This window comes from Pseudomonas sp. NPDC089408 (assembly GCF_044749445.1).
Classification (GTDB): Bacteria; Pseudomonadota; Gammaproteobacteria; order Pseudomonadales; family Pseudomonadaceae; genus Aquipseudomonas.
The window spans coordinates 29744-54946 of record NZ_JBIVHY010000014.1; the positions used below are offsets into that span (position 1 = coordinate 29744).

Sequence of the window (25203 nt, forward strand, 5' to 3'; positions counted from 1 at the left end):
CACAGGAATGATTGGCCCGAAACAGACTGTGGGAGCGGGCTTGCCCCGCGAAGCGCCGCGCGGGCGGCGCTCGATTTCCGCCGCGCTGCACATTTCAAGCCTTACACCACAAACACCCTGACACTGGTTCTGTCGCAGACGAGCCGTATAATGGCGGGGTCGCCACTTAATTTTTGGCTTTAACGGATTGAATATGACTGAACAGCAACCTGTTGCAGTTCTGGGCGGCGGCAGCTTCGGCACCGCCGTGGCGAACCTGCTGGCGGAAAATGGTGTGCCGGTGCGCCAATGGATGCGCGACCCGGCGCAGGCCGAGGCCATGCGCCTCAATCGTGAGAACCCGCGTTACCTCAAAGGTATCCGCTTGCACGATGGCGTCGAGCCAGTCAACGACCTGCTGGCCACCCTGCAAGCCTGCGAGCTGGTGTTCGTTGCCCTGCCATCGAGCGCCTTGCGCAGCGTGCTGGCACCGCACGCCGAGTTGTTGCGTGGCAAGGGCCTGGTCAGCCTGACCAAGGGTATCGAGGCGCAGAGCTTCAAGCTGATGAGCCAGATTCTCGAAGAAATCGCCCCCGAGGCGCGCATTGGCGTGCTGTCCGGGCCCAACCTGGCACGCGAAATCGCCGAGCACGCGCTGACCGCCACGGTGGTCGCCAGCGAAGACGAAGCGTTGTGCCAGCACGTGCAAGAGGTGCTGCACGGGCGCACCTTCCGCGTTTACGCCAGTGCCGACCGCTTTGGCGTCGAACTGGGCGGGGCGCTTAAAAACGTCTATGCGATCATCGCCGGCATGGCTGTGGCGCTGGGAATGGGCGAGAACACCAAGAGCATGCTGATTACCCGGGCCTTGGCCGAGATGACCCGCTTTGCCGTCAGCCAGGGCGCCAACCCCATGACCTTCCTCGGCCTGGCCGGTGTCGGTGACCTGATCGTCACCTGCTCCTCGCCCAAGAGCCGCAACTACCAGGTGGGTTACGCGCTGGGCCAGGGCCAGAGCCTGGAGGAGGCGGTCAATCGCCTGGGCGAAGTGGCCGAAGGCGTCAACACGCTCAAGGTGCTAAAGGCCAAGGCCCACGAGGTACAGGTGTACATGCCGCTGGTGGCGGGCCTGCATGCCATCCTCTTCGAAGGCCGCACGCTAAACCAGGTGATCGAGCACCTGATGCGCGCCGAACCTAAGACCGACGTCGATTTCATTTCCATCAGCGGTTTCAACTGAGCCGAACAGAGCAAGGAGCGGTACATGAACGATACCCCGGAGCGCGCCCAGCGCGAGTCGATCATCCTGCGGGTGCTGTGGATGCTGGTGTTCCTGGTGGTCTGGCAACTGGCCGAACTGCTGCTGGGAGGCCTGGTGCTGGTGCAACTGATCTACCGCCTGGTATATGGCGCACCCAGCGCTAGCCTGATGAACTTCGGCGACAGCCTGAGCCAGTACCTGGCGCAGATCGGCCGTTTCGGCAGTTTCCACACGGACCAGAAGCCTTGGCCGTTCGCGGACTGGCCGGCAGCGCGTGCGCCGGAAGGTGAGGCTGCACACGCCGTGGCGCCGGCCCCCCACCCGGTGCGTGACGAGGAACCCAAGCTGTGAAGCTGTGGGTGCTGCGCCACGGTGAGGCAGAGCCACGGGCCAACACCGATGCCGAGCGCCGCCTGACTGCACATGGTCGCGAGCAGGTGCTGCACAGCGCTGCTCGTCTGCTGGGGCAGCCGCTGCAGGCGATCATCGCCAGCCCGTACGTACGCGCCCAGCAGACGGCGGCGCTGGTGCATGACACCCTGGGCTTTGCCGAGCCGGTGCGCACCGTGCCGTGGCTGACCCCGGAGAGCGATGTGCAGCAGGCCATCGGCGAAATCGAGCAGCTGGGGCTGGAGCATGTACTGCTGGTCAGCCACCAGCCGTTGGTGGGCGCCTTGGTCGGCGCGCTGGAACATGGCCACAAGCAGCAGCCGGCGGCCATGAGTACTGCCAGCCTGGCCGAGCTGGAAGGGGAGTGGCCGCTGGCTGGGTTGATGACTCTGCGGGCTCTTGACGCACCGGCTTGAGGACTGGGGGCTCCCACAAGTGCCCTGGAAATCGACAAGGCAACTGGCATTTCTGTCAGTTGCCGCACTTATCTATGCATTGCTAGCGTTGCCCCAAAGCAAGCAGTCAGGGAGCGACGAATGAGCGGTGTGATGTGGGAGCTGTTGTGCTCCCTGGACCTGCAATCCACCATTGAAAAGGTTGATCAGGGCGCTTCGCTTGATTTTGCCCAGTACAGCCTGCTGCGAGAAGCAGCCGATGCCAAACTTTATCAGTTGATGCACAAGGTCGCGGCCAATACCGAACTGGAGCCCGCCGTCAGGCAACAGAGCGAGCACGACCTGCTTACCCTCCAGGACGCCTGCCAGCGCGTAACCCACTTGCTGCAAACCAGTTGCCTGGCCTTGCGCCGGCTGCAACTGGGCTACCCGGACCAGCACCTGGCCCGTGAAGCGCTGCAGAGCCAGCTGGCTTACATGCAAGCGTGTCTGCGGCGGTCGCTGAACAGTTTCGACCGCTCCTCATGGCCTGATCGCCACCGCCGATGACCTTTCCGGACATTGCCGAAATCCCCTTCGGTACCGACAATGGGCCATCATCCCCGTCCGGACCTGGCGCCATGTCGCAGCAGATCTTCTTCGCCCATGCCAACGGTTTTCCTTCGGCCACCTACGGCAAGTTGTTTGCCGCGCTGGCGCCGGACTATCAAGTGCAGCACCTGGCCCAGCACGCGCACGATCCACGCTTTCCGGTGGACGATAATTGGCAGAGCCTGGTCGATGAGCTGTTGCATCACCTGGCGCAGCAGGACCAGCCGGTCTGGGGCGTCGGCCATTCGCTGGGTGGGGTACTGCACCTGCACGCGGCGTTGCGCTGCCCCGAGTATTACCGTGGGGTGGTCATGCTCGACTCGCCGGTGCTGACCCGTGCGGACCAGTGGTTGCTGCGCACTGCCAAGCGCTTTGGCTTTATCGACCGAATTACCCCGGCTGGGCGCACCCTGGGCCGTCGTGAAACCTTCAATGACCGCGACAGTGCCCGGGACTATTTCGCCGGCAAGTCATTGTTCCGCCATTTCGACCCCGACTGCCTCGATGCTTACGTAGAACACGGCCTGCAAACGATGGAACAAGGCCTGCAGTTGCGCTTTGATCCGGCGACTGAAATCAGCATTTACCGCAGCATCCCGCATACCAGCCCCGCCCCTGCGCGCCAGTTGCAGGTGCCGCTGGCCATGGTGCGCGGCGACCGGAGCAACGTTATTCGCCGCCACCATACTCTGGCCGTGCGTGGCATGCCCATGGGGGAGTACCACAGCGTGCCAGGCGGGCACATGTTCCCATTGGAGCGGCCGGCTGACACTGCCAGCCTGATCAAGGGCCTGTTCGACCGCTGGAGCCAGGCATGAGCGCGCAGGTCGAGGAAATCCGCCTGAGCCTGGGCCATATCGAACTGGCCGCGCACCTGTTCGGCCCCGAAGACGGGCTACCGGTGATCGCCCTGCATGGCTGGCTGGACAACGCCAACAGCTTCGCCCGCCTGGCGCCGCAATTGAAGGGGCTGCGCATTGTTGCCCTGGACCTGGCCGGGCATGGCTACTCGGAGCACCGCCCGCTTGGCGCCGGCTATGCGCTGGCGGACTATGCCCATGACGTGCTGCGGGTCGCCGAGCAACTGGGCTGGCAGCGTTTCGCCCTCCTGGGCCATTCGCTGGGGGCAATTATTTCGGTGCAACTGGCCGGCGCGTTGCCGGAGCGGGTCAGCCACCTGGCCTTGATCGACGGTGTCATCCCGCCGACCGGTGCCGCGCAGGATGCCGGTGAGCGCCTGGGCATGGCGTTGCAAGCCCAGCTGCGGCTGGATGGCAAGCGCAAATCGGTGTACACGACGCTGGAACAGGGCGTGCAGGCGCGCATGAAAGGCATGGTCGCGGTCAGCCGCGAGGCCGCCGAACTGTTGGCCCGGCGTGGCCTGATGCCAGTGCCAGGTGGCTACAGCTGGCGCAGCGACAGCCGGCTGACCCTGCCGTCGCCGGTGCGCCTGAGCGAAGCCCAGGCCATGGCCTATGTGCGCCGGGTGAACTGCCCGGCGCGGCTGGTGGTGGCCGCCGATGGCATGCTGGCGCGCCACACCCGTCTGTTGGAACAGCTACCCTTTGAGCAGGTGACACTGCCGGGTGGGCATCACCTGCACCTGAATGATGAACAGGGCGCGGCCCTTGTCGCAGACTGTTTCAATCGCTTCTTTGGCTTTGCTTGACTTGCACCGGACAAGTGTCGAGGCTTGGCGGGTTGAAAGGGAGACAACCATGCAACTGCCAGACATCCTGGAGCTTCACTTCGGCGCAGCGCGCCGCCTGGTTCGCCAATGAGCGCGCCTTTAGCCATCCGTACTGCAGTCGTCGCCTGCCTGGCGTTCGCCAGCCCCATGCTGTGGGCCGGCAGCCTGCCGGTGCCTCAAGACGCCAAGGTGGTCGACCAGCGTCCGGCCGTGGAGCAGGAGCGCGTCTATCCGCTGGGCCCGTTACGCAAGATCAGCGGCCGCCTGCGGGTCGAGGACAAGGTCGAAAGCCGCGGCCAGGTCAGTTCGGTCACCTACGAGCTGCCGGTCGAACGCAGCGCTCGTGAAGCCTTCACCAGCGCCCGCGAAGCGCTGCAGCGCGACGGTGGCTACCCGTTGTTCTGGTGTCAGGGCCGCGATTGCGGCGAGGCCAGCCTGTGGGCCAACGATGTGTTTGCCAATGCCCGCCTCAACGGTGGTGACGAACAGCAGGCGTTCATTCTGCTGCGCCGCTCGGCAGAAGAGGCCGACACGCTGGTCGCGCTGTACAGCGTTACCCGTGGCAACCGCCGCGCCTACCTGCATGTGGAGGAATTCGTCGCCGGCAGCCCGCTGGGCGACTTGCTGCCGACCGCCGCCACGGTGCTGCGCGAAATGCGCGACACCGGCAAGCTCGACTACCCTGACCTGGCTGCACCGCAAGACACCTGGGTGAGCCTGCTGGCCCGCAGCCTGAACCTCGACAGCACCTTGCGCGCCAGCCTCAGTGGCGCCCAGGCCGAGGCCTGGCGCGAGGCGTTGACCAAGGCTGGCGTGCGTAATGGCCGCCTCGAAGTTGGCACTGCGCCCACCGACGGCCTGCACCTTGAACTGATCCGTTGAACGAGCGCCCCCATGGTTAACAATGATCGCCTGCTGGTCCAGATTCTGCTGTTGGCGTTGCTGGGCGCTGGCCTGTGGGTGATGGCGCCGTTCATTTCGGCGCTGTTGTGGGGGGCCATCCTGGCTTTTGCCAGCTGGCCGTTGATGCGCTTGCTGACGCGTGTGCTGGGCGGGCGCGAGACGCTCGCGGCCAGCTTGCTGACCACTGCCTGGATCCTGATCGTGGCCCTGCCGCTGGTGTGGTTGGGGTTCAACCTGGCCGACCACATTCGTGATGCCACGGCGTTCGTGCGTGACGTGCAGGTTGACGGCCTGCCGGATGCGCCGGCCTGGTTGGGTGGCATCCCGTTCGTGGGCGAGCGCCTGGTCAGTGGGTGGCAGTCGCTGGACCAGCAGGGCTCGGCCTTGCTGGCCTCGGTCAAGCCGTACTTGGGGCAGGTGGGCAACTGGCTGCTGGCGCGCAGTGCGCAGATCGGCAGCGGTGTGCTGGAGCTGACCCTGAGCCTGGTGTTCGTGTTCTTCTTCTACCGTGACGGGCCGCGCTTGTCAGCGTTTGTACTGCGCTTGCTGCACCGTTTGATGGGCGAGCGTGCCGAGTACTACCTGGACCTGGTGGCCGGTACCGTACAGCGGGTGGTCAACGGGGTGATCGGCACGGCGGCGGCGCAGGGCCTGCTGGCGTTGATCGGCTTCCTGATTGCCGGCGTGCCGGGGGCTATCGTGCTGGGCCTGGTGACCTTCATGCTCAGCCTGATCCCCATGGGCCCGCCACTGGCCTGGATCCCGGCCACCGCCTGGCTGGTGTGGAAGGGCGAGTACGGCATGGCGGTGTTCCTGGGCATCTGGGGCACGTTCGTCATCAGCGGGGTGGACAACGTGCTCAAACCGTACCTGATCAGCCGCGGCGGTAACCTGCCGCTGGTGATCGTGTTGTTGGGGGTGTTTGGTGGCTTGCTGGCGTTTGGCTTTATCGGCCTGTTCATCGGGCCGACCTTGCTGGCGGTGGGTTACAGCTTGTTGCTGGACTGGAGCCGTAACGCTGAACAGCCGCCACTTCAGCGATAGCATGTTGAGGCTTCTTTGCAGCTAGGTGTTCGCCGTGGCTTTGGCAGTGCCTGTGAGATCGAGCGCCGCCCGCGCGGCGCTTCGCGGCACAAGGCCGCTCCCACATTTGTTTCGGGCCAATCACTCCTGTGACTTCATCACTGGCCGCCTTGTTTGTTCCATTCAATATCGGCTGTGCAACTGCTCTTCATCAATCTCCAGCCATGCACCTATGGTGCGCGCGCCAAAGGCACAGGAATAATTGGCCCGAAACAAATGTGGGAGCGGCCTTGTGCCGCGAAGCGCCGCGCGGGCGGCGCTCGATCTCGCAGGCCCTCAAAATCTCAAGGCAAGCACCTGTCGGCCATTACTGATTAACCAACTGTAATTAGGGCACCCCGCTCAGTACTTCCAGGTTACCGATGCGGTGAGATTGCGGGGCGCGCCGTAGTTGGTGGAGCCTGCCGACTGGTACAGCGATAGCAGGTACTTGCGGTCGAACACGTTGTTCAGGTTCAACGACGCACTCCAGTGTTCATCAAATTCGTAGCTACCCATCAGGTCCACCAGCGCGTAGGCCTCCTGGCGCACCCGGCTGTTGCCATCGGCCTGCGTCGCACTTTGCCATTGCACGCGTGTTCCGACCCGGGCTTGTGGCTGGCTCGGCAGGCGATAGGTGACACTGCCACGCAGGCTGTGGCTCGGCACATAGCGGCGGGTCTTGTCGCCCTTGTCATCCTCGATATGCACATAGGTGTAACCGGCGGCCAGGTCCAGGCCGGGCATCGCCTCGCCCGAGGCTTCCAGTTCCACACCCTGGCTGTCGTTATCTTCGCCACGGTAGGTGTACTGGCCATTGACGATTTCGCCAGTGGTCACCGCCACGTTCTGCTGTTCGGTCTTGAACAGGGCGGCGCTGACGGTCAGGCGGTCTTCCAGCAGGCTACCTTTTATGCCCAACTCGGTGCTTTTGCCTTCCAGCGGTTCGATCACGCCTCCGGCGCTGCTGCGCAGATACTGCGGTTTGAAGATCTCGGTCCAGCTGGCATACAGGCTCCATTGCGCGTTCAGGTCGTAGACCAGCCCGGTGTAGGGCGTGACCTTGCCGTGCACCCGGGTATCGTGTGCTGCGCCATAACCCATGCCATCGCCATCGGCACTGAGCATACGGGCGCCGGCAATCCAGTGCAGGTCATCGGCCAGGCTGAAACGTGCGCCGGCATACAGGCTTTTCTGGCGGTCGGTGAAGTGCTGGGTGTTGAGTTCGTCTGTGTAGGTCAGCGGTGGTTTCACCACGGCGCCAGCCAGTGCATCGGCAAGGCTGACAATTTCGTTTCCGGAACTGTTGCGGTAATAACCGCGCTCATCGTGGCGGCTACGGCCGTAATTGGCGCCGAGCGTCAGCTCGTGTTGCCGCCCGAACAGGGCAAAGGGGCCTGACAACTGCGCTTCGCCAATGAGCTGGTGTTCGGTACTGGTGGTGCGGTTGATATAGGCGAAGACGTCATCGGCGGTGAAAGGGATGGCGTATAGCATCTGGGTATCCTGATGCTGGTTTACTCCGGTCAGCGTAACTTTGCCTTGCCAGCCCTCGCCAAAGTCATGCGCCAGTTCCGCAAAGGCCCGTTGCGTATGGATATTCCAGTAGGTCCACGGTTGGCCAATACTCGAACTGCGGCTGGCGTAGTGAATCGGGTTGCCTTGGTAGTCGGCCATCGGCAGTGCGCCCCAGGTGCTGCCGTTGGCGTCGCTTTTCTGTTCGGAAAACCCCACGGTCAAGGTGTCTGCTTCGCTCAGGTCGAAGTCCAGCAGGCCCGCCGTGACATTCAGTTCGTGGCTGTAGCGGTCCAGATATGAGTTGCCCTTGTCGTGGGCGTAGATGAAGCGCCCGCGCACGTTGCCGCTGTCGGTCAAGGGGCCGCTCACATCCAGGTCTGCGCGGCGGTTGTCCCAGGCGCCGATGCTGGCGCCAATCCTGGCCTGGAAGGTGTCGGTCGGCCTTTTACGCACGAAGTTGACTGTGGCCGATGGATTCCCGGCCCCGCTCATCAGGCCGTTGGCACCGTGCAACACATCGATCTGCTCGAACTCGGCCAGGTCCTGGTCGCCCAGCAGTACACCGGACGAGAAGGGCATGCCCATGCCGTCGTATTCGAAGTTATCGATGGTGAAGCCGCGCGAGGTGAATGCCGTGCGGTCGGTTTCGAACTGCTCGACGGTGACGGTGGGGGCGTTGCGCAGCGCGTCCTTCACGCTGTTGAGCTTGAAGTCGTCGAGTTGTTCGCGGGTGACGCTGGACACCGCCTGGGGCGTTTCACGATTGCTCAGGCCCAGGCGTGTGGTACTGGTGGCGGGCCTGGCCTGGTAGCCGCGACTCTGGCCATTACTTTGGGCCTGCAGGTACTGCACCTGCGTCGGGGCCAAGGTCACCTGGTGGCCGGTGCCTTGGCTCTCGCCAGGCAGCAGATACAGGGTTGCGGCGTCGGTACGTGCGAAGTTGTAACCACTGCCTTGCAGCAACCTCGCCAGGCCGTCATCGGCCGAGTAGCTGCCGACCACCGCCGTGCTGCGCAGGCTGGCATCGACATTGCCGTCGAGCAGCACGTTTTGCCCGGATTGCTGGCTGAACACCAGCAGCGCCTGGCGCAGCGGCTGGGCCGGGATGTTCAGCGACAGTTTGTGTGGCGCGCTTGCCGCCGGCGTGGCGGGGGCCGACTGCGCCTGGGGGACGCCGGCCAGCATGGCACAGGCCATTGCTGCGCTGAGCACGCTGCGCTGCCAGCGTGGGTGGATCAAGAGGTTGCGGTCGTGTTGCGTGGCCATTCGGGGCGCCCCATGCAAATGCAAATATGCGAATAACGCTCAGTGCCGTTAAGACGCATGAGGCATTTGAATGTCTGATGGGACTTTGAAGTTTTTTAACAAAACCGCGCCTGCTTTGCGGTCAGGCGGGGTAGAGCAGGGTAACCAGGTCGGTATAGCGTGCCGTGCGCACCGCCAACGCGCGGGACAGCACATCGAGCATTTGCCCAGGTTGCTCCAGGTTGAGGATCAGGCTTACCCGCCGGGCCGCCAGTTGCTTGTCCATGATGAAGATACGCCCCTCGCGCCAGCGCTGCAGTTCATCCACCACCGCCTGCAACGGCTGGTTGAAGAACACCAGGCGCCCGCTGCGCCAGGCCAGTACCTGCTCCAGCTCGGCGCGCTGTATATCGCCGGTCGAGCGTGGGCTGAAACGCAGCGCCAGGCCTTCTTCCAGCTCGGTCTGCTGGGTGGCCGCCAGTACCTGAACGCGATGTCGGTGCACCGCTACCTGCGCGGCATCCGCGTGGCAGGACAAGGAGAACTCGGCCTCACTGCAGCGCAATTCACCGGCCTTGCTGACAACCGTGAATGGGCCTGCGCTGCTCGGCCGTACCATGAAGAACGCCTGCCCATGCAGCATTTCGACTACACGACGGGTTGGCGAAAAATCCAGGTTCATGGCGCTATGCCCGGCCATCTCCACGGTCGAGCCATCCGGCAGGCGGGCGATTCGTCGCTGTCCCACTGCGGTGCCCAGGTCGGCGAAGGGCGTGTCCATGCCCTTGAGCCAGAAAAAGCCGGCACTGGCACTGGCGGCTGCGGCACTGGCGGCGATCCCCATGCCGATGAAGCGGCGGCGAGAGAGGCGTGCTGGGGGCGCTTGCCTGGCCACAGGCGGCTGCAACAGCTGCGCCGAGGCGGCCCAAAGATTCTCCAGTTCCGCATAGGCCAGGGCATGGCGTGCGTCCGCCGCCACCCACGCAGCCCAAGCCTCGCGCTGTGCCGGGCTGGGCGTGCCGCCATGGAACAACGCGAACCAGGCGTTGGCCTGCTGACCGATGTCGTCGGCGGGCGAGGCGGGGTCGGTAAACGGCGGTTCGCGGTTCATGGGTTCAACGCTTCACAGGCAAGAGCAGGGTGGGTGCATTGTGGCAGGCCTTGCATTACCGGGACATGCCTTGTTTCAACAGTTCCAGGGCCTTGACCATGCGGCTGTAGGCCGTCTTGGGGGAGATACCCAGGCGGGCGCCGATGTCGACATAGGTCATGCCTTCGACCCGCACCATCAGAAAGACCTCGCGGCAGGGCTCGGGCATGTTCTGGATCACGCTGTTCAATGCGGCCAGTTGCTGATTGGCGATAGCCGCCTGTTCCAGGTTTGCGCAGGGCTGGGCCACTGCGTTGGCCTCGGGCGAGTCCAGTGGTTCGCTCTTGCGGTGCTGCTGGCGACGGGTATGGTCGATGAACAGGTTGCGCGCGCTGGAGAACAGGTAGGCGCGGAAGTTCTCGATGCGGCTGCGGCCCATCTGTTCAGAAAGGCGAATGAAGGTGTCCTGGGTCAGGTCGGCTGCGGTTTCCTTGCAGCGCAGGCGGCGGTCAAGATACGCCTGAATCTCTTCGCGATGGGCGAGATAGAGTGCCTTCAGATCTGAACCGGACATGGGCCACCTTGGCGGACGAGCGAGCGAGGGCGGCAAAATACCACAAATGAGAATTGTTTTGATTGGTGTTTGTACATGTTTGTGTGCCGGCCTCTTCGCGGGCTTGCCCGCTCCCCCAAGTCATGCATAAGCCTCAGGTCCTGCACACCTCCTGTGGGAGCGGGCAAGCCCGCGAAGAGGCCGGTCCAGACCCTTCAAAACGCTGATCTTTACGCATTCTTTATACCCACCCCCACCCCTCGATCTCGCCCCTTTACGCCCCTCCCTCGGACAATTCCCCCAAAGCGGCCCAAGCCGCACCACGGGGAGAACCACTCATGAACATGCTCGACGGGCTGTCACTGCTGCTGGCAGTGGCCTTGGCGTTTTATCTGCTGGTGGCGCTGCTGCGCGCCGATCGCAGCTAGGGAGCGGCCATGCACAGTTACGATTACGCCTTGCTCCTGGCATTCTTCGCCCTCGTGCTGCTACCGGCACCCTGGCTCGGGCGGTTCTACTACAAGGTCATGGAAGGCCAGCGCACCTGGCTGTCGCCGCTGCTGGGCCCGGTCGAGCAAGCCTGCTACCGGCTGGCCGGGGTAAACGCCAGCCAGGAGCAAAACTGGCGGAAGTACACCCTGGCCCTGCTGGCGTTCAACCTGGCCGGTTTCCTGCTGTTGTTTGCGGTGCTGCTGTTGCAGGGCCATCTGCCGCTCAACCCGCAGCACCTGCCGGGCCAGGAGTGGTCGCTGGCGTTCAATACCGCCGTCAGCTTCGTTACCAACACCAACTGGCAGGCCTACAGCGGCGAGGCGTCGGTCAGCTACCTGAGCCAGATGTTAGGCCTGACTGTGCAGAACTTTGTCAGCGCCGCCACCGGCCTGGCCGTGCTGGTTGCCCTGTGCCGAGGTATTGCCCGGCGCAGTACTTCGACGCTGGGCAACTTCTGGGTCGACATGACCCGCGCCACCCTCTACGGCCTGCTGCCGCTGTGCCTGCTGCTGGCATTGCTGCTGGTATGGCAGGGCGTACCGCAGAGCTTTGCCGACTATGCACACGCGCTGACGTTGCAGGGTGCTGACCAGACCATCCCGCTGGGCCCGGCCGCCAGCCAGATCGCCATCAAGCAACTGGGCACCAACGGTGGCGGGTTCTTCGGCGTCAACTCGGCGCACCCGTTCGAGAACCCCACGGCCTGGAGCAACCTGTTCGAGGTGGCGTCGATCATCCTTATTCCGGTGGCCCTGGTATTTACCTTCGGCCATTACGTGAAGGACCTGCGACAGAGCCGCGCGATCCTGGCCTGCATGCTGGCCCTGTTCCTGATCGGCGGCAGCACGGCGCTGTGGTCCGAGCACCAGCCCAACCCGGCCCTGGAAAGCGCGCAGGTACAGCAAAGCGCACCCATGGAGGGCAAGGAAAGCCGCTTCGGCACCACCGGTTCGGTGCTCTGGACAGTGACCACCACCGCCGCTTCCAACGGCTCGGTCAACGCCATGCACGACAGCCTCAACCCGCTGACCGGCATGGTGGCGATGGTCAACATGATGGTTGGCGAGGTGATTTTCGGCGGCGTCGGTGCCGGGCTGTACGGCATGTTGCTGTTTGTGCTGATCGCCGTATTCCTGGCCGGCTTGATGATTGGCCGCACCCCGGAGTACCTGGGCAAGAAGCTGCAGGCGCGTGAAGTGCAACTGCTGGTGGCGACCTTGCTGGTGATGCCCGTTGGCGTGCTGGTGCTGGGGGCGATAGCTGCCAGCCTGCCAGGCCCGGCGGGGGCGGTCAGCAACCCGGGGGCGCACGGTTTCAGCCAGTTGCTGTACGCCTACACCTCGGGCACGGCCAACAACGGCTCGGCCTTTGCCGGCTTTGGCGCCAACACGGTGTACCACAACCTGATGATCGGGCTGGCGATGCTCATCGGCCGCTTCGGCTACATCCTGCCGATCCTGGCGCTGGCCGGCAGCCTGGCAGCGAAGAAAAGCGCGCCCCAGGGGCTGAACAGTTTCCCCACCCATGGCCCGCTGTTCACCGGCCTGTTGCTGGTGACCATCCTGCTGGTCGGCGGCCTGACCTTCCTGCCGACCCTGGCCCTTGGGCCAATTGCTGAACACCTGAGCTTGGGTTTCTGAGGACTGACCATGAACATGCCCATTCCTGAAGTACAAGCCCGTCACAGTGCCAAGGACCAGACGCGGCTCGCCGCGCTGTGGCGGCCGGCACTGGTGCAGGCATTCGTCAAACTCGACCCGCGTCAGCTCAAGCGCTCGCCGGTCATGCTGGTGGTGGCCCTTACCGCCGTGCTGACAACCGTGTTGTGCTTAGCTCCCGGCAGCGGCGTCAGCACCGGCGTGGCCGTGCAGATCGCCCTGTGGCTGTGGTTTACGGTGCTGTTTGCCAACTTCGCCGAAGCCCTCGCCGAGGGCCGGGGCAAGGCACGCGCCGACAGCCTCAAGGCGGGTAGCCAGGGCCTCACCGCCCAGCGTCGCCAGCGTGATGGCAGCTACGAGACCGTTGCCGCCGGTGCCTTGCGCAAGGACGATGTGGTCCGCGTGGTGGCCGGCGAAATGATCCCCGGTGATGGCGAGGTGCTTGAAGGTATCGCTGCGGTCAACGAGGCCGCGATTACGGGCGAGTCTGCACCGGTCATTCGCGAATCAGGCGGCGACCGCTCCGCCGTGACCGGCAACACGCGGCTGGTTTCCGATTGGCTGCTGATCCGCATCACCAGCAACCCGGGCGAGTCGACCCTGGACCGGATGATTGCCCTGGTCGAAGGCGCCAAGCGGCAGAAAACCCCGAACGAGATCGCCCTCGACATCCTGCTGATCGGCCTGACCCTGATCTTCCTGGTCGTCGTGGTGACCTTGCAGCCGTTCGCCCACTTTGTCGGCGGCAGCCTGCCGCTGATCTTCCTCGCCGCCTTGCTGGTGACGCTGATCCCTACCACCATCGGCGGCCTGCTGTCGGCCATCGGTATTGCCGGCATGGACCGGCTGGTGCGGCTGAACGTGATTGCCCGCTCGGGCCGAGCTGTAGAGGCAGCCGGTGACGTGCACACGCTGATGCTCGACAAGACCGGCACCATCACCTTCGGCAACCGCCGCTGCAGTGCGCTGCATGCTGCGCCGGGCGTCACCGCCCGTGAACTGGGGGAAGGCGCCTTGCTGGCTTCGCTGGCCGACGACACTGCCGAAGGCAAGTCGATTGTCGAATACCTGCGCCAGCTGCATGACTTTGTCGAACCGCCTGCCGGGCAGTACCAGGCCGTGGCCTTCAGTGCCGAAACACGGCTGTCGGGCATCGACTTCCAGCAGCGCCGCTACCGCAAGGGCGCCGTCGACGCGGTGCTGGCTTTCGTCGGTATGCAGCGCCTGGAAATGCCGCCGGCGCTAGCCCGTGAAGTGGAGCGCATTGCCCAGAGCGGCGGCACACCGCTGCTGGTGTGCCTGGACAAGCGCCTGCTGGGGGTGATCCACCTCAAGGACGTGGTCAAGCCCGGAATCCGCGAGCGCTTCGCCGAGTTGCGCAAGCTGGGCATCCGCACGGTGATGGTAACTGGCGACAACCCGCTGACCGCTGCTGCCATTGCCGCTGAAGCGGGGGTGGATGATGTACTCGCCGAAGCTACGCCGGAGAAGAAACTGGCGCGCATTCGCCAGGAGCAGAACGACGGCCGCCTGGTGGCGATGTGCGGTGACGGTGCCAACGACGCCCCGGCACTGGCCCAGGCTGACGTGGGCATGGCCATGAACGACGGTACCCAGGCAGCGCGCGAGGCGGCCAACATGGTCGACCTCGACAGCGACCCGACCAAGCTGCTGGACGTGGTGCAGGTCGGCAAGGAGCTACTGGTTACCCGTGGTGCGCTGACCACGTTCTCCATCGCCAACGACGTGGCCAAGTACTTTGCCATCCTGCCGGCGCTGTTCGCCGCCATCTACCCGCAGCTGGGCGTGCTCAACCTGATGCAACTGGCCAGCCCGCAGAGCGCGATTCTGTCGGCCATCGTGTTCAACGCGCTGATCATCATCGTGTTGATCCCGCTGGCGCTGCGAGGCGTGCGGGTGCAGGCGGCCAGTGCTGCGCACCTGTTGCGGCGTAACCTGCTGGTCTACGGGCTGGGCGGCATTGCCGTGCCGTTTGCCGGGATCAAGCTGATCGATCTGTTGCTCAATGCCCTGCACCTGGTCTGAGGAGGCCGCCATGAATGCTTATGTACGCCCGGCATTGAGCCTGGCTTTGTTGATGACGCTGGTGACGGGGGCGCTCTACCCGCTGGCGGTGACCGGTATTGCCCAGGTGGTCTTCCCGAACCAGGCCAACGGCAGCCTGGTGCGCGATGAGCAGGGCAAGGTGCGCGGTTCGGCGCTGATCGCCCAGGACCTCCAGGGCGATGGCTGGTTCCATTCGCGGCCTTCGGCAGGTGCCTACGCTACCGTGGCCAGCAGTGCCAGCAACCTGGCACCGAGCAACCCGGCGCTGGTGGAACGGGTCAAGGCTGATGCGGCTGCGCTGTATCAGGCGCAGCAGGGGCCGGTGCCACAGGCATTGCTGACGACATCGGGCAGCGGCCTTGATCCGCACTTGTCACCGGAGGCAGTGGCTTACCAGATTCCGCGGGTGGCAGCGGCGCGGCAGTTGCCGGTGGAGCGCTTGCAAGCCTTGCAGGAAGAGGCCACCCTCCACCCATTGATTGGTCCGCCGGTGGTCAATGTGCTGGCGTTGAACCAGGCGCTTGATCAGTTGAATCACTGATATTGGGGCCTTCAAAGCAGGCCCAAAGAACCTGCAGGTCGCCGCAATACTAAAGGATGAAACATGAGTGATTCCGCCCGCGCAGACGCGCTGTTGGCTACTCTCCCGCGAACCGGCCGGGGCCGGCTGAAGGTGTTTCTCGGCGCCGCCCCCGGTGTCGGCAAGACGTTCGCCATGCTCCAGGCCGCCCACGCCCAGCAACGCCAAGGCGTGCAGGTGCTGGCCGGCGTCGTCGAAACCCACGGTCGCAGCGAAACCGAGGCGCTGCTTGCCGGCCTGCAACAGCAGCCCATGCTGCGTAGCCAGTACCGTGGCGTTACCCTGGAGGAAATGGACCTCGACGGCCTGCTGCAAGCCGCGCCCACCCTGGCGCTGGTCGATGAGCTGGCCCACACCAACGCCCCCGGCAGCCGCCACGCCAAACGCTGGCAAGACGTGCAGGAACTGCTGGCTGCAGGCATCGACGTGTACACCACGGTCAACGTCCAGCACCTGGAAAGCCTTAACGACAAAATTCGTGACATCACCGGTGTGCAAGTGCGCGAAACCCTGCCGGACTGGGTGCTGCAGGAAGCCTTCGAGCTGGTGCTGATCGACCTGCCGCCGCGCGAGCTGCTCGAACGCCTGCGCGAAGGCAAGGTGTACGTGCCCGAGCAGGCGCGGGCGGCCATCGATGCGTTCTTCTCGCAAACCAACCTCACCGCCCTGCGCGAACTGGCCATGCAGACGGCCGCCGCCCAGGTCGATGCCGACCTGGCCCACGGTTATCGCCAGCGCGGCCAGGAAGCCCCGGCCTTGCGCGGGCGCTTGCTGGTCGGTGTGGACGGTGACGACCAGGCCGAGCGCCTGGTGCGCCACGCCAGCCGCGTAGCCCAGCGCCGCCACCTGCCGTGGAGCCTGGTGCATGTGGATAACGGCCGCTTGCGTGACGAAACCGCACGCCTGCGCCTGCAGGCCGCCCAGCAGCTGGCCGAGCGCCTGGGCGGGGAAGTGGTATTGCTGCGCGCTGGCGAAGTGGCGCGCACGCTCATCCAGCATGCGGCCGAACGGCGTGCGAGCCTGGTGCTGGTCGGGCAGTCCCGCGATCGGCTATACCGGCGGCTGTTCGGGGCCGGTGTTGCTGCGCGGCTGCTGCGCGAAAGCCATGGCCTGGAAATCAACGTGCTGGACCGCGATGTTCAGCCTGCGGCGCCACGCTCGGCGGTGCGTCGGGTGTGGGTATGGCGGCATTACCTGTTGGCCTTGCTGGCGACCGTGATGGCTGCGGGCCTGGCCTGGGCGGTGTCGAGCGTGCTGGCGCTGCCGAATATCTCGCTGGTGTTCCTCGCTGCGGTGCTGCTGGTGGCGGTACGCAGCAGCCTGGGGCCTGCGCTGGCCTGTGCCGCGCTGTCGTTCCTCACCTACGACTTCTTGTTTATCCCGCCCAATTTCTCGTTCAGCATTCAGCGCGAAGAAGACGTGCTGACCTTGGTGTTCTTCCTGCTGATGGCCGCGCTTACCGGCAACCTGGCTGCCCGCCAGCGCCGCCAGTTGCAGGCGCTGCGCGAAACCCAGGCGCAGACCAGCCAGTTGCTCGACCTGTCGCGCCGGCTGACGGTGGCCACCGATCGCCAGGCTGTGTTCAACGCCGCCGGGCAGCACCTTGATGGCTGGCAGGACATGCAGGTGTGCCTGCTGGAGCGCAACGCCGAAGGCCAACTGCAGGTGGCCAGCGGCGCAGCCCACGCCTTCAGCGATACCGAACGAGCCGCCGCCGATTGGGCCTGGCAGCACGGCCAGGCCGCTGGTCACGGCAGCGACACCCTGCCCAATGGCCGTTGGTGGTGGTGGCCGTTGGCGGTGGACGAGCAGCCGCTGGCGCTGCTGGGCGTGCGCCCGCGCTCCGCTCAGCCGTTGAGCGACCCGCGCCGCCGCCTGCTTGTCGCCCTTGGCCAGCCGCTGGCCCAGGCCTTGGCCCGCGCCCGCCTGGCCGAACAGCTGGAGGCCGCGCGCCTGCATGGCGAAACCGAGCAGTTGCGCAGCGCCTTGCTGGCCTCTGTATCCCATGACTTGCGCACACCGTTGACCGCCATGCGCGGCAGCATAGACAGCCTGCTGGCGTTGGGCGAAGTAATCCCGGCCGAAGACCGCCGCGAGCTGCTGGAAGGCACCCGCAACGAGGCCGAGCGCCTCGACCGCTATATCCAGAACCTGCTGGACATGACCCGCCTGGGCCATGGTGGCCTCAAGCTCTCCCGCGACTGGGTAGCCCCGGCGGACATTGTCGGCAGTGCGCTCAACCGCCTGCGCGTGGTATTGGCGCCGCTGCGCGTGCACACCGACGTGCCGGCCGAGCTACCGTTGCTGTTCGTGCATGCCGCGCTGATCGAACAGGCGCTGGTCAATGTACTGGAGAACGCCGCACGCTTCTCGCCGGCGAATGGGCGGCTGGAGTTGCAAGTGGCGGTGCAGGATGAGCAGTTGCGCATTACCGTCAGCGACCAGGGCCCCGGCATCCCGGCAGCCGACCGCGAGAAGATCTTCGACATGTTCTACACCGCCGCCCGCGGCGATCGCGGCGGGCAGGGCACCGGCCTGGGCCTGGCGATCTGCCAGGGCATGATCGGCGCCCATGGCGGGCAGATCCTGGTGGGTGAAGGCATCGATGGCCAGGGCACCGGCATCACTCTATGCTTGCCGCTGCCCCCTCAACCTGAAGCCGAAAGCGAACGCCCATGAGCCAGTCCGCCACCCTGTTGGTCATTGACGATGAACCGCAGATTCGCAAGTTCCTGCGCATCAGCCTGGCCTCGCAAGGCTACAAGGTGCTCGAGGCGGCGACCGGCGCCGAAGGCCTTACTCAGGCGGCCCTGGGCAAGCCGGACCTGGTGGTGCTCGACCTGGGCCTGCCGGACATGGACGGCCAGCAGGTGCTGCGGGAGCTGCGCGAATGGAGCGCGGTGCCGGTGATGGTGCTGTCGGTGCGCGCCAGTGAAGTGCAGAAGGTCGATGCGCTGGATGGCGGTGCCAATGACTATGTGACCAAGCCGTTCGGCATCCAGGAGTTTCTCGCCCGGGTGCGTGCTTTGCTGCGCCAGGTACCGCAGGCCGGTGGTTCGGAGGTGGCGGCCAGCTTTGGGCCATTGACCGTGGATTTTGCGTTTCGCCGGGTGACCCTGGACGGTGTGGAAGTGGCGCTGACGCGCAAGGAGTATGCGCTGCTGGCGCTGTTGGCCGGTCACCCGGGGCGGGTGATTACCCAGCAGCAATTGCTCAAGGAAATCTGGGGGCCTAGCCATGTGGAGGACACCCACTATTTGCGGATCGTGGTGGGGCATCTGCGGCAGAAGCTGGGCGATGACCCCACGGCACCGCGGTTCATCATCACCGAGGCAGGGGTGGGGTACAGGTTGGTGGCGCCGACAGCATAACCCCGGAACCGCTCTCTTTGACTTGGCAGTGACCCTGTGGGAGCGGCTTTAGCCGCGAACACCGGCGCAGCCGGTGCCATGCACCGCGTTGGATTCTTCGCGGCTAAAGCCGCTCCCTCAGGGTATGCGGACTGCTTGGGAACTCAGTTTCAGCTCAACTCGTTGACTGCTCGCGCAGCCTCATCGATAGCGGCATGTGCATACGCTTCCCAGGCCGCATCGGAATTGGCGATCGCCACATTTCCGACTTTCTGCCGGGCCAGGTTCATCAGCTTCTCACTCTCTTCCTGGTCGTCGAACAGGCTGTTGGCATAGTACGCGTAACCATGCGGCCAACGGTTGATGGTGATGGCCTGCACATCCGTCTGGTAGTTGAAGCCAGCCGGCCCGAGTATGGCCTGGAGCTGATCACGGACCATGCCCTCCATCTGCTCGAAACTCATGGCGTACAGCTTGCTGCGGCCGACACGGGCCTGGCTGCGGGCATCGAGGCCGGCGTTGGGCGTGGTCGGCACGTAGACCATGTGCAGGCCGATGGGCTGGTTGGGATCGCGCGGATGGCGGTAGCCGCCAATGTCCACCGGGTAGTCCAGTTTGACACGGCTGTAGGGCTGGTTCGGGGCATAGATTTCGTGCACGCCAAGCTTCATGAAACTCTGCCAGTTGCGAATCACCACTTTGGTGTACACCAGCGGGAACTTCACGTTTTGCGCCAAGGCGTGAGCCTGCTCGGCGGAGAGGTCGCGCAGCAGGTAGGGGATCATCATGTTGTAGCAGGCCAGTACGCAGTGCTTGCTGTGTACCCGATGCAGCCGGCCGGCCCGGCTGTAGCCAATATCGACGCCTCCATCACGGTTGCTGACGCTGACGGCGGTGCTGTTCAGGCGCAGGCGCACCGGGCTTTGCGCAAGGTCCAGCCTGGTGTAGTCGAAGGGCGCCAGGACGATGTCGTCCATGGTGTTGCCGGGCGCAACAGCGGGGATCAGGCTGCGTACCAGAAGGCGTGCCAGCGAGGCGTTGCCGTCGGGGAAGTGGTAGATGTAGGGCTCTTCCATTTCTGCTTTCAGCTCGGCGCTGATTGGCGCCAGGCCCATGGCGGCGAAGCCGGGAAAGCCCACACCATAGGCATCGGCGGCGGCCACGGCGTCGATGCTCAGCGCGGAAAAGTCGTTGGTGCGGCTGAGAAAGTAGCGCGCTGCGACTTCGCTCAGGCCAACGTCCTTGCGCAAGAAGTCCTGATAGCTGGTCTTGGCCAGGTAGGTCTCTTTCTGCTCAAGGCTTTTGCCGGCCAGGTAATCGCGGGGGGCCTCGTGCAGGTCGATCAAGGCCTGGCGGTCGGCCTCGGGCAACGGGAAGTCACTGATGAACGCGCGCCAGCTGCGCGCGTTGAGTTTGTCCGGGGCGATGTCGTCGGCGACCATCGGTGTTGGGTCGCCACTGACCAGCTTTGCTTCGCCGAAGCCGGCCTGGTCGAAGAACACCCCACGAGACAGACCGAGGTTGGGGTAGAAGTTGCGGTCGAAGGCGGTCTGGAAACGGTTCACGTCCACGTTCAATTGCCTGAGCAGGCCATTGACCGTTTCGCTGTAGAGGTGGTTGGGCGACTGGAAGGCTTCGCTGCCGCCGTAGCCGAGGACCAGTTGCCCACCGGCCTGGAACTCGTTGCGTTTGGCGTGGCCGCCGAAGTCGTCGTGGTTTTCGATGATCAGCACGCGTGCGTGCGGGTGCTGCTGGCGGTAGAACCAGGCGGCGGACAGGCCGCTGATGCCGGCGCCGACCACCACCAGGTCGTAGTGCTCCTCTACCTTCAGGCTGCTGGTGTCGAATACCTTCTTCTCCCAGCCCATCTGGTGCGCCACCTCGAACGCGCCGGGGTGGCTGCCGCGCAGGCCGGTGAGGGCAGGGGGGTAGTAGCGGCCGGACGTTGCGGCCTGCAGTATCTGCAGCGGGGTGAGCCCTGCACCGAGGGTGAGGGCTACGCCATTGAGGAAGTCGCGTCGAGTGATGGTCATGTCAGTGTCCTTACCGGGTAACCATTGGTCTGCTCGAAGCGTAGCCGGGTATCGCTCAGGACCTCGGTGATTCTGTTTCAAAGCATTGGCGCATGACGTCCAGGTAGCGCCGGGCGCCCAGGCCCAGTGGCCGTGACTTGATCCAGATGATGTCCACCCACAAGCGCAGGCGGCTGGCCATGTTGTCGAAACGCACCTCAGCCAGTGCGCCTGAGGCAATCAGTGGTTCAACCAGCGGCTGCGGCAGGTAGGCCCAGCCCAGCCCGGATTGCACCAGATCGAGCGTGGCCAGGTAGCTGTCGGTCAGCCAGATGCGCCGCGACAGCACCATGCGCGGGTCCGAGCCGGTGGCCTTGCCGGAGGCAACAATGATCTGCCGTTGTTCAGCGAAGGCTTCTTCTGGCAACGGTGTGCCGCTGTTCTGCCCGGCCGGATGGCGCGGCGAGGCGACGGCCACCAGCAACTGGCTGCCGGCCTCAAGGAATGACTCGCGTTCATCGATGCCGGGGCGTTCGAACACCAGCGCCAGTTGCACACTGCCGTCGTGCAGCAGGCGAATGGCTTCGGTCTGGGTGGCCGAGCGCACTTCGATTTCCAGGCTTGGAAATGCCTGGGCGAGGACTTCCAGGGGCTGGCTCCAGCGGCCGGTCTGCAGCTCGGGGGCCATGGCGATGGTCAGGCGTTTTTCCAGGCCCTTGTGCAGTTGCAGGGCTTGGGCGTCGAGCAGGTTGAGCTGGCAGATCACCTGCCTGGCCTGGGGTTCCAGGGCCAGGGCGGCGCTGGTGGGCAGCGCCTTGCGTGTGGCGCGGTCGAACAGCGGCAGGTCCAGTTCGGCTTCCAGCTGGGCGATTGCCATGCTCACGGCAGAAGGCACACGGCCCAGCTTGCGGGCGGCGGCGGAGAATGAACCGGCGTCCAGCACGGCGAGGAAGATTGCCAGGGAATCGCTGGAGAAGGCCATGATGGGTGAACCTTTTTAATCGAAGGGTAATTGATGTTGCAGCAAAGGGTAGGCCGTGAGTTTCAGGGCGCCTGTGAGATCGAGCGCCGCCCGCGCGGCGCATCGCGGGGCAAGCCCGCTCCCACATCTGTTTCGGGCCAGTTAATCCTGTGCCACAGGCGCGCGCGCCCTTGGTGTATCACAGGAATTTGCAGAAGAGCAGGTGTGCAACCCTCGAAATCGAAGCGAACAAACAAGGCGGGTAGAGGTGAATGCCCAGGAGAGATTGGCCCGAAACAAATGTGGGAGCGGCCTTGCGCCGCGAAGCGCCGCGCGGGCGGCGCTCGATCTCACAGGCGCTAAAGATCTAAAGCCCAACACCCCCAGCCCCACCCAATTCCCTACAACCCTTCGCCAAGCACCCGGTCAATACTGTCGACAAAATAATCCACACTGGCCCGGCTGGTACACATCGGTGGCTTGATCTTGAGAATGTTCAGGTAATCTCCCGTCGGCTGCATGAAAATACCCAGATCCCGCAGCCGATCACACAGTAACAGGGTCTCTTCGGTCGCCGGCTCCAGCGTTTCACGGTCACGCACCAGTTCCAGCCCCAGGTAGAAACCCGACCCATGTGCCGCGCCCGCCAGCGGGTGCTTGTCTACCACTGCCTGCAACCGCGCCTTGAAGTAGCGCCCGGTGTCGCGGGCGTTGTCCCACAGGCCTTCTTCCTGCATCACGTCCAGCACGGCCATGCCGATGCGGCAGCTGACCGGGCTGCCTCCGGCCGAGGAAAAGAAGTAGCCCTCGGCCTCCAGCGCTTCGGCAATTTCGCGGCGGGTGATGACCACGCCCAGTGGTTGGCCATTGCCCATGCCCTTGGCCATGGTAATGATGTCGGGCACCACGCCTTGTTCCTCGAAGCCCCAGAAGTATTCGCCCAGGCGACCATAACCGACCTGCACTTCGTCGGCGATGCACACGCCGCCGCGGGCACGAACCTTGGCATAGGCTTCGCGCAGGTAGCCCGCGGGCAGCGAGATGCCGCCGGCATTGCCGTATACCGGTTCGCAGATGATGCCGGCCAGCTGGCGGCCATGGGCATCAAGATCAGCCAGCCTGGCGTCGACATCGCGCAGGTAGTCGGCAGCGCTGTCGGCCCCGCGGAAACGGCCGCGGAAGGTGTTCGGTGCTTCAACCGGGTGCACCCAGTCCGGGCGGGTGTCGAGGGCCTGCGGGTTGTCGGCGATCGAGGTAGAGATGGCATCGGTGGCTACTGACCAGCCGTGGTAGGCCTCCAGCACGCTGAGCAGGTCGCGCCCGCCGCTGTAGGCCCAGGCCAGGCGAATTGCCAGGTCGTTGGCTTCGGTGCCGCTGTTGACCATGAACACCCGGTCGAAGCCATCCGGTGCCAGGTCGAGCAGGCGCTCGGAGAATTCGGTGATGGCGGCATAGTGGAAGCGCGAGTTGGTGTTCAGCAGCGACCACTGCCGCGCCGATTCGGCGACCATGCGTGGGTGGCCATGGCCCAGCACCGCGACGTTGTTAAGCATGTCGAGGTACGAGCGGCCCTGCATGTCGATCAGGTAGTTGCGCCAGCCGCGTTCGATGTGTGGCGGTTGTGCGTAGTAGTGCTTTTGCGAGCGGGCGAAGCTGGCATCGCGGCGGGCCAGCAGGGCCTGTGGGTCTGGCAGCGGGTCGGCATCGCAATCGAAGCCCAGCAGCGCGGCCGGTGACGGGCACAGGGCCAGCCAGGCAGCAGCCTGCGAGGGGGCGGCGAAGAACGGCGGCCGGATACTGTTGTCCAGGCACAACTGCACACTGAGGAAGCCACAGCTGCTGCCCAGCGACTGACCCTGTTCCAAGACCTGGCCATCTGCCGGGGCACCTTCCAGCCCGTGCAGCCACAATGCCCAGTTCGCACTGCGCAGGCAGCCACGGCCATCGCCATGGCGCTGCCAGGTGCCGGCTGCTGGTGCTTGTACCAAACTGCCGTTGGGCACATGCAACTCAACGCCAAGGGCGCAGGTGGCCGGCTCTTCGGGGCGGTCGATATAGGTTTGCGACAGGCGATACTGCCCGTGCAGGCTGCAGGCCGGGGCGGGTTGCGCCCTCAGCAGGTGCTGGTCGAAGCCGGCTTGCTCCCAGTTGCCTGCTTCACAATGCAGGCTGAGCACGCCGAGGTCGAGGCGGGTCACGGCCTGCCCCTGCAGCTCGGGCAGCAGCGGGGCACAACCGCTCAGGTCCGGCGCGGCGGGTTGCAGGCCGGCAGCCTGCAGGATGGCCGCCTCCATCAGCGCAAACGGCACGGAGGTGGCGGTGTCGAAGATTTCCCATTCATGGGCGACGTTGTCGCGGGTGTACTGGTTACCCGGGTCAACGGCCAGTTGCTGCGCACTGCTCAGCACCAGGACCGCGGCGCGGTTAAGCACCAGTGGCCACAGGGCGCGTACTTCGGCTTCGGTCAGCGGGTTGAGCGCCTGATAAGCGCTGATCGCCGGCAGGATCCGCAGCGGGTTGCCTTCGGCATGGTGCAGCAGCGCAGCACAGGTCACCGACAGGTCAGCGATGCGCCAGGTCCGCAGCAGGTCGCCAAAGTCGATCACCCCTTGCAGTTGCCACTGGCGCTCGCCGTCACGGGCCCACACGGTGTTGTCGTCGGTGATGTCCAGGTGCACGGCCTGGCTCGGCAGGCGATCTACCAGCGGCGCCAGGTGTTCAGCGGCCACTCGGGTAGCCTGTTCGATGCGGCTGCGCTGGTCGGCGTTCTGCAGCACGGGCAGCAGGTGCTGGATCAGCGCCTGGGCGTGTTGCGGGTCCCATTGCAGGGTGCGCGCAAGGCCGGGGTGGTCGAAGCCGGCCAGGGCACTGTCGAGCCGTGCACAGAGCCTGCCCAGTTCGGCCATCAGCTGTGTCGGCATATGCTTGAGGCGGGTCAGCGGTTGGCCGTCGATGTAATCGAGCAGACGTACGCGCAATGGCTGGCCTTCGATGTCCACGGCCAGCAGGGTTTCGCCGCTGTGCGCCGCGCGCACGGTGGGCACCGGCAGGCCGTGCTCACGCAGGTAGGCGAGGGCGGCATGCTGCGCCTCAAGTTCGACCTGGGCGTAACTGCCATGGCAGGCCTTGAGCACGAAGTTGCCCTGCGCCGAGTCGACGCGCAAGTTCAGGTCCTGCTGGCTGCCCAGCGCCGACAACTCGCCAGCCACGCCGTAATGCACCTGCAGCAAGGCGTGCGCCTGGGCTTCGCTGAGCGCCGGGCCGGGCAGGCTGGAGCGCTGGATCAGTTGGTCGAGGGCAGGGGAGGCGGTTTGTTGTTGTTGGCTGGACATGGGCTCTACCGTTGGTACTGGGATGACTGAAGCGACTGTATGCCCACTCTGGCTGATGATGAAAGACGATCGTA

Annotated in this window: 20 protein-coding genes; 14 read left to right on the forward strand and 6 right to left on the reverse strand. The window is 64.8% G+C overall.

All coding sequences use genetic code 11. The features are described 5' to 3' along the window. Positions 1-193: 193 nt before the first annotated feature. The 8 genes from ACIP02_RS20500 to ACIP02_RS20535 all read left to right on the forward strand — a co-directional run bounded on the left by ACIP02_RS20500 (position 194) and on the right by ACIP02_RS20535 (position 6253). A complete protein-coding gene (locus ACIP02_RS20500; RefSeq protein WP_400619798.1) occupies positions 194-1219 on the forward strand; it encodes an NAD(P)H-dependent glycerol-3-phosphate dehydrogenase in 1026 nt (341 codons plus the stop codon). A 24-nt stretch (positions 1220-1243) separates the two neighbouring features. Beyond that, positions 1244-1591 carry a DUF4389 domain-containing protein gene (locus ACIP02_RS20505; protein WP_400619802.1) on the forward strand — a complete coding sequence of 116 codons (348 nt, stop codon included), beginning with the start codon at positions 1244-1246 and terminating at the stop codon, positions 1589-1591. Then, on the forward strand, positions 1588-2046 hold the full coding sequence (gene sixA / locus ACIP02_RS20510; RefSeq protein WP_400619808.1) for a phosphohistidine phosphatase SixA: 459 nt from the start codon (positions 1588-1590) through the stop codon (positions 2044-2046). Before ACIP02_RS20505 ends, sixA begins: the two co-directional genes overlap by 4 nt. Before the next feature lie 120 nt (positions 2047-2166). Then, entirely contained in the window at positions 2167-2574 is a 408-nt protein-coding gene (locus tag ACIP02_RS20515) for a hypothetical protein (RefSeq protein ID WP_400619810.1), read from the forward strand. A 71-nt stretch (positions 2575-2645) separates the two neighbouring features. Then, the gene (locus ACIP02_RS20520) at positions 2646-3434 is read left to right on the forward strand and encodes an alpha/beta fold hydrolase (RefSeq protein ID WP_400619813.1); all 789 of its coding nucleotides are present in this window, start codon (positions 2646-2648) and stop codon (positions 3432-3434) included. Further along, on the forward strand, positions 3431-4285 hold the full coding sequence (locus ACIP02_RS20525; RefSeq protein WP_400619816.1) for an alpha/beta hydrolase: 855 nt from the start codon (positions 3431-3433) through the stop codon (positions 4283-4285). Before ACIP02_RS20520 ends, ACIP02_RS20525 begins: the two co-directional genes overlap by 4 nt. Before the next feature lie 108 nt (positions 4286-4393). After that, a complete protein-coding gene (locus ACIP02_RS20530) occupies positions 4394-5188 on the forward strand; it encodes a DUF4892 domain-containing protein (protein ID WP_400619819.1) in 795 nt (264 codons plus the stop codon). Positions 5189-5200: 12 nt separating this feature from the next. Continuing rightward, complete coding sequence (locus ACIP02_RS20535) at positions 5201-6253, forward strand: AI-2E family transporter (RefSeq protein WP_400619822.1); 1053 nt, start codon at positions 5201-5203, stop codon at positions 6251-6253. 381 nt (positions 6254-6634) lie between these two features. Here ACIP02_RS20535 and ACIP02_RS20540 read toward each other — a convergent pair whose 3' ends face one another. The 3 genes from ACIP02_RS20540 to ACIP02_RS20550 form a co-directional block, all read right to left on the reverse strand. Further along, positions 6635-9055 carry a TonB-dependent siderophore receptor gene (locus ACIP02_RS20540; protein WP_400619824.1) on the reverse strand — a complete coding sequence of 807 codons (2421 nt, stop codon included), beginning with the start codon at positions 9053-9055 and terminating at the stop codon, positions 6635-6637. Positions 9056-9176: 121 nt separating this feature from the next. Beyond that, positions 9177-10145: a FecR family protein gene (locus ACIP02_RS20545; RefSeq protein ID WP_400619827.1), complete on the reverse strand. Its 969-nt coding sequence runs from the start codon at positions 10143-10145 to the stop codon at positions 9177-9179. Positions 10146-10200: 55 nt separating this feature from the next. Beyond that, positions 10201-10698: an RNA polymerase sigma factor gene (locus ACIP02_RS20550; protein WP_400619829.1), complete on the reverse strand. Its 498-nt coding sequence runs from the start codon at positions 10696-10698 to the stop codon at positions 10201-10203. Between the two features lie 317 nt (positions 10699-11015). On the opposite strand from ACIP02_RS20550, the gene kdpF reads away from it, so the two are divergent. From kdpF to ACIP02_RS20580, 6 genes are all read left to right on the forward strand, one after another. Further along, a complete protein-coding gene (gene kdpF / locus ACIP02_RS20555; protein ID WP_003251485.1) occupies positions 11016-11105 on the forward strand; it encodes a K(+)-transporting ATPase subunit F in 90 nt (29 codons plus the stop codon). Between the two features lie 9 nt (positions 11106-11114). Then, positions 11115-12809, forward strand: coding sequence for a potassium-transporting ATPase subunit KdpA (gene kdpA / locus ACIP02_RS20560; RefSeq protein WP_400619834.1), 1695 nt, complete (start codon positions 11115-11117; stop codon positions 12807-12809). 9 nt (positions 12810-12818) lie between these two features. Beyond that, on the forward strand, positions 12819-14873 hold the full coding sequence (gene kdpB / locus ACIP02_RS20565; RefSeq protein ID WP_400619837.1) for a potassium-transporting ATPase subunit KdpB: 2055 nt from the start codon (positions 12819-12821) through the stop codon (positions 14871-14873). Positions 14874-14883: 10 nt separating this feature from the next. Beyond that, positions 14884-15435 carry a potassium-transporting ATPase subunit KdpC gene (gene kdpC / locus ACIP02_RS20570; RefSeq protein WP_400619840.1) on the forward strand — a complete coding sequence of 184 codons (552 nt, stop codon included), beginning with the start codon at positions 14884-14886 and terminating at the stop codon, positions 15433-15435. A gap of 63 nt (positions 15436-15498) precedes the next feature. Then, on the forward strand, positions 15499-18153 hold the full coding sequence (locus ACIP02_RS20575; RefSeq protein WP_400619843.1) for a DUF4118 domain-containing protein: 2655 nt from the start codon (positions 15499-15501) through the stop codon (positions 18151-18153). Continuing rightward, on the forward strand, positions 18150-18845 hold the full coding sequence (locus ACIP02_RS20580) for a response regulator (RefSeq protein WP_400619846.1): 696 nt from the start codon (positions 18150-18152) through the stop codon (positions 18843-18845). Before ACIP02_RS20575 ends, ACIP02_RS20580 begins: the two co-directional genes overlap by 4 nt. Positions 18846-18994: 149 nt before the next feature. On the opposite strand, the gene ACIP02_RS20585 is transcribed toward ACIP02_RS20580, so the two are convergent. The 3 genes from ACIP02_RS20585 to ACIP02_RS20595 form a co-directional block, all read right to left on the reverse strand. Beyond that, on the reverse strand, positions 18995-20857 hold the full coding sequence (locus ACIP02_RS20585) for an FAD-dependent oxidoreductase (RefSeq protein WP_400619849.1): 1863 nt from the start codon (positions 20855-20857) through the stop codon (positions 18995-18997). A 55-nt stretch (positions 20858-20912) separates the two neighbouring features. Then, positions 20913-21818 (reverse strand): LysR family transcriptional regulator, encoded by a 906-nt coding sequence (locus tag ACIP02_RS20590; protein WP_400619852.1) that lies wholly within the window; start codon positions 21816-21818, stop codon positions 20913-20915. 380 nt (positions 21819-22198) lie between these two features. Next, the gene (locus tag ACIP02_RS20595) at positions 22199-25129 is read right to left on the reverse strand and encodes an aminotransferase (RefSeq protein WP_400619855.1); all 2931 of its coding nucleotides are present in this window, start codon (positions 25127-25129) and stop codon (positions 22199-22201) included. Between the last annotated feature and the right edge of the window lie 74 nt (positions 25130-25203).

Coding starts and splice junctions, on each gene's coding strand:
- kdpC (WP_400619840.1), top strand. CDS start 14,884: ATGAATGCTTATGTACGCCCGGCATTGAGCCTGGCTTTGTTGATGACG.
- ACIP02_RS20520 (WP_400619813.1), top strand. CDS start 2,646: ATGTCGCAGCAGATCTTCTTCGCCCATGCCAACGGTTTTCCTTCGGCC.
- kdpF (WP_003251485.1), top strand. CDS start 11,016: ATGAACATGCTCGACGGGCTGTCACTGCTGCTGGCAGTGGCCTTGGCG.
- ACIP02_RS20595 (WP_400619855.1), bottom strand. CDS start 25,129: ATGTCCAGCCAACAACAACAAACCGCCTCCCCTGCCCTCGACCAACTG.
- ACIP02_RS20590 (WP_400619852.1), bottom strand. CDS start 21,818: ATGGCCTTCTCCAGCGATTCCCTGGCAATCTTCCTCGCCGTGCTGGAC.
- ACIP02_RS20500 (WP_400619798.1), top strand. CDS start 194: ATGACTGAACAGCAACCTGTTGCAGTTCTGGGCGGCGGCAGCTTCGGC.
- ACIP02_RS20530 (WP_400619819.1), top strand. CDS start 4,394: ATGAGCGCGCCTTTAGCCATCCGTACTGCAGTCGTCGCCTGCCTGGCG.
- ACIP02_RS20545 (WP_400619827.1), bottom strand. CDS start 10,145: ATGAACCGCGAACCGCCGTTTACCGACCCCGCCTCGCCCGCCGACGAC.
- ACIP02_RS20540 (WP_400619824.1), bottom strand. CDS start 9,055: ATGGCCACGCAACACGACCGCAACCTCTTGATCCACCCACGCTGGCAG.
- ACIP02_RS20525 (WP_400619816.1), top strand. CDS start 3,431: ATGAGCGCGCAGGTCGAGGAAATCCGCCTGAGCCTGGGCCATATCGAA.
- kdpB (WP_400619837.1), top strand. CDS start 12,819: ATGAACATGCCCATTCCTGAAGTACAAGCCCGTCACAGTGCCAAGGAC.
- ACIP02_RS20580 (WP_400619846.1), top strand. CDS start 18,150: ATGAGCCAGTCCGCCACCCTGTTGGTCATTGACGATGAACCGCAGATT.
- ACIP02_RS20535 (WP_400619822.1), top strand. CDS start 5,201: ATGGTTAACAATGATCGCCTGCTGGTCCAGATTCTGCTGTTGGCGTTG.
- ACIP02_RS20585 (WP_400619849.1), bottom strand. CDS start 20,857: ATGACCATCACTCGACGCGACTTCCTCAATGGCGTAGCCCTCACCCTC.
- ACIP02_RS20550 (WP_400619829.1), bottom strand. CDS start 10,698: ATGTCCGGTTCAGATCTGAAGGCACTCTATCTCGCCCATCGCGAAGAG.
- ACIP02_RS20505 (WP_400619802.1), top strand. CDS start 1,244: ATGAACGATACCCCGGAGCGCGCCCAGCGCGAGTCGATCATCCTGCGG.
- kdpA (WP_400619834.1), top strand. CDS start 11,115: ATGCACAGTTACGATTACGCCTTGCTCCTGGCATTCTTCGCCCTCGTG.
- ACIP02_RS20515 (WP_400619810.1), top strand. CDS start 2,167: ATGAGCGGTGTGATGTGGGAGCTGTTGTGCTCCCTGGACCTGCAATCC.
- ACIP02_RS20575 (WP_400619843.1), top strand. CDS start 15,499: ATGAGTGATTCCGCCCGCGCAGACGCGCTGTTGGCTACTCTCCCGCGA.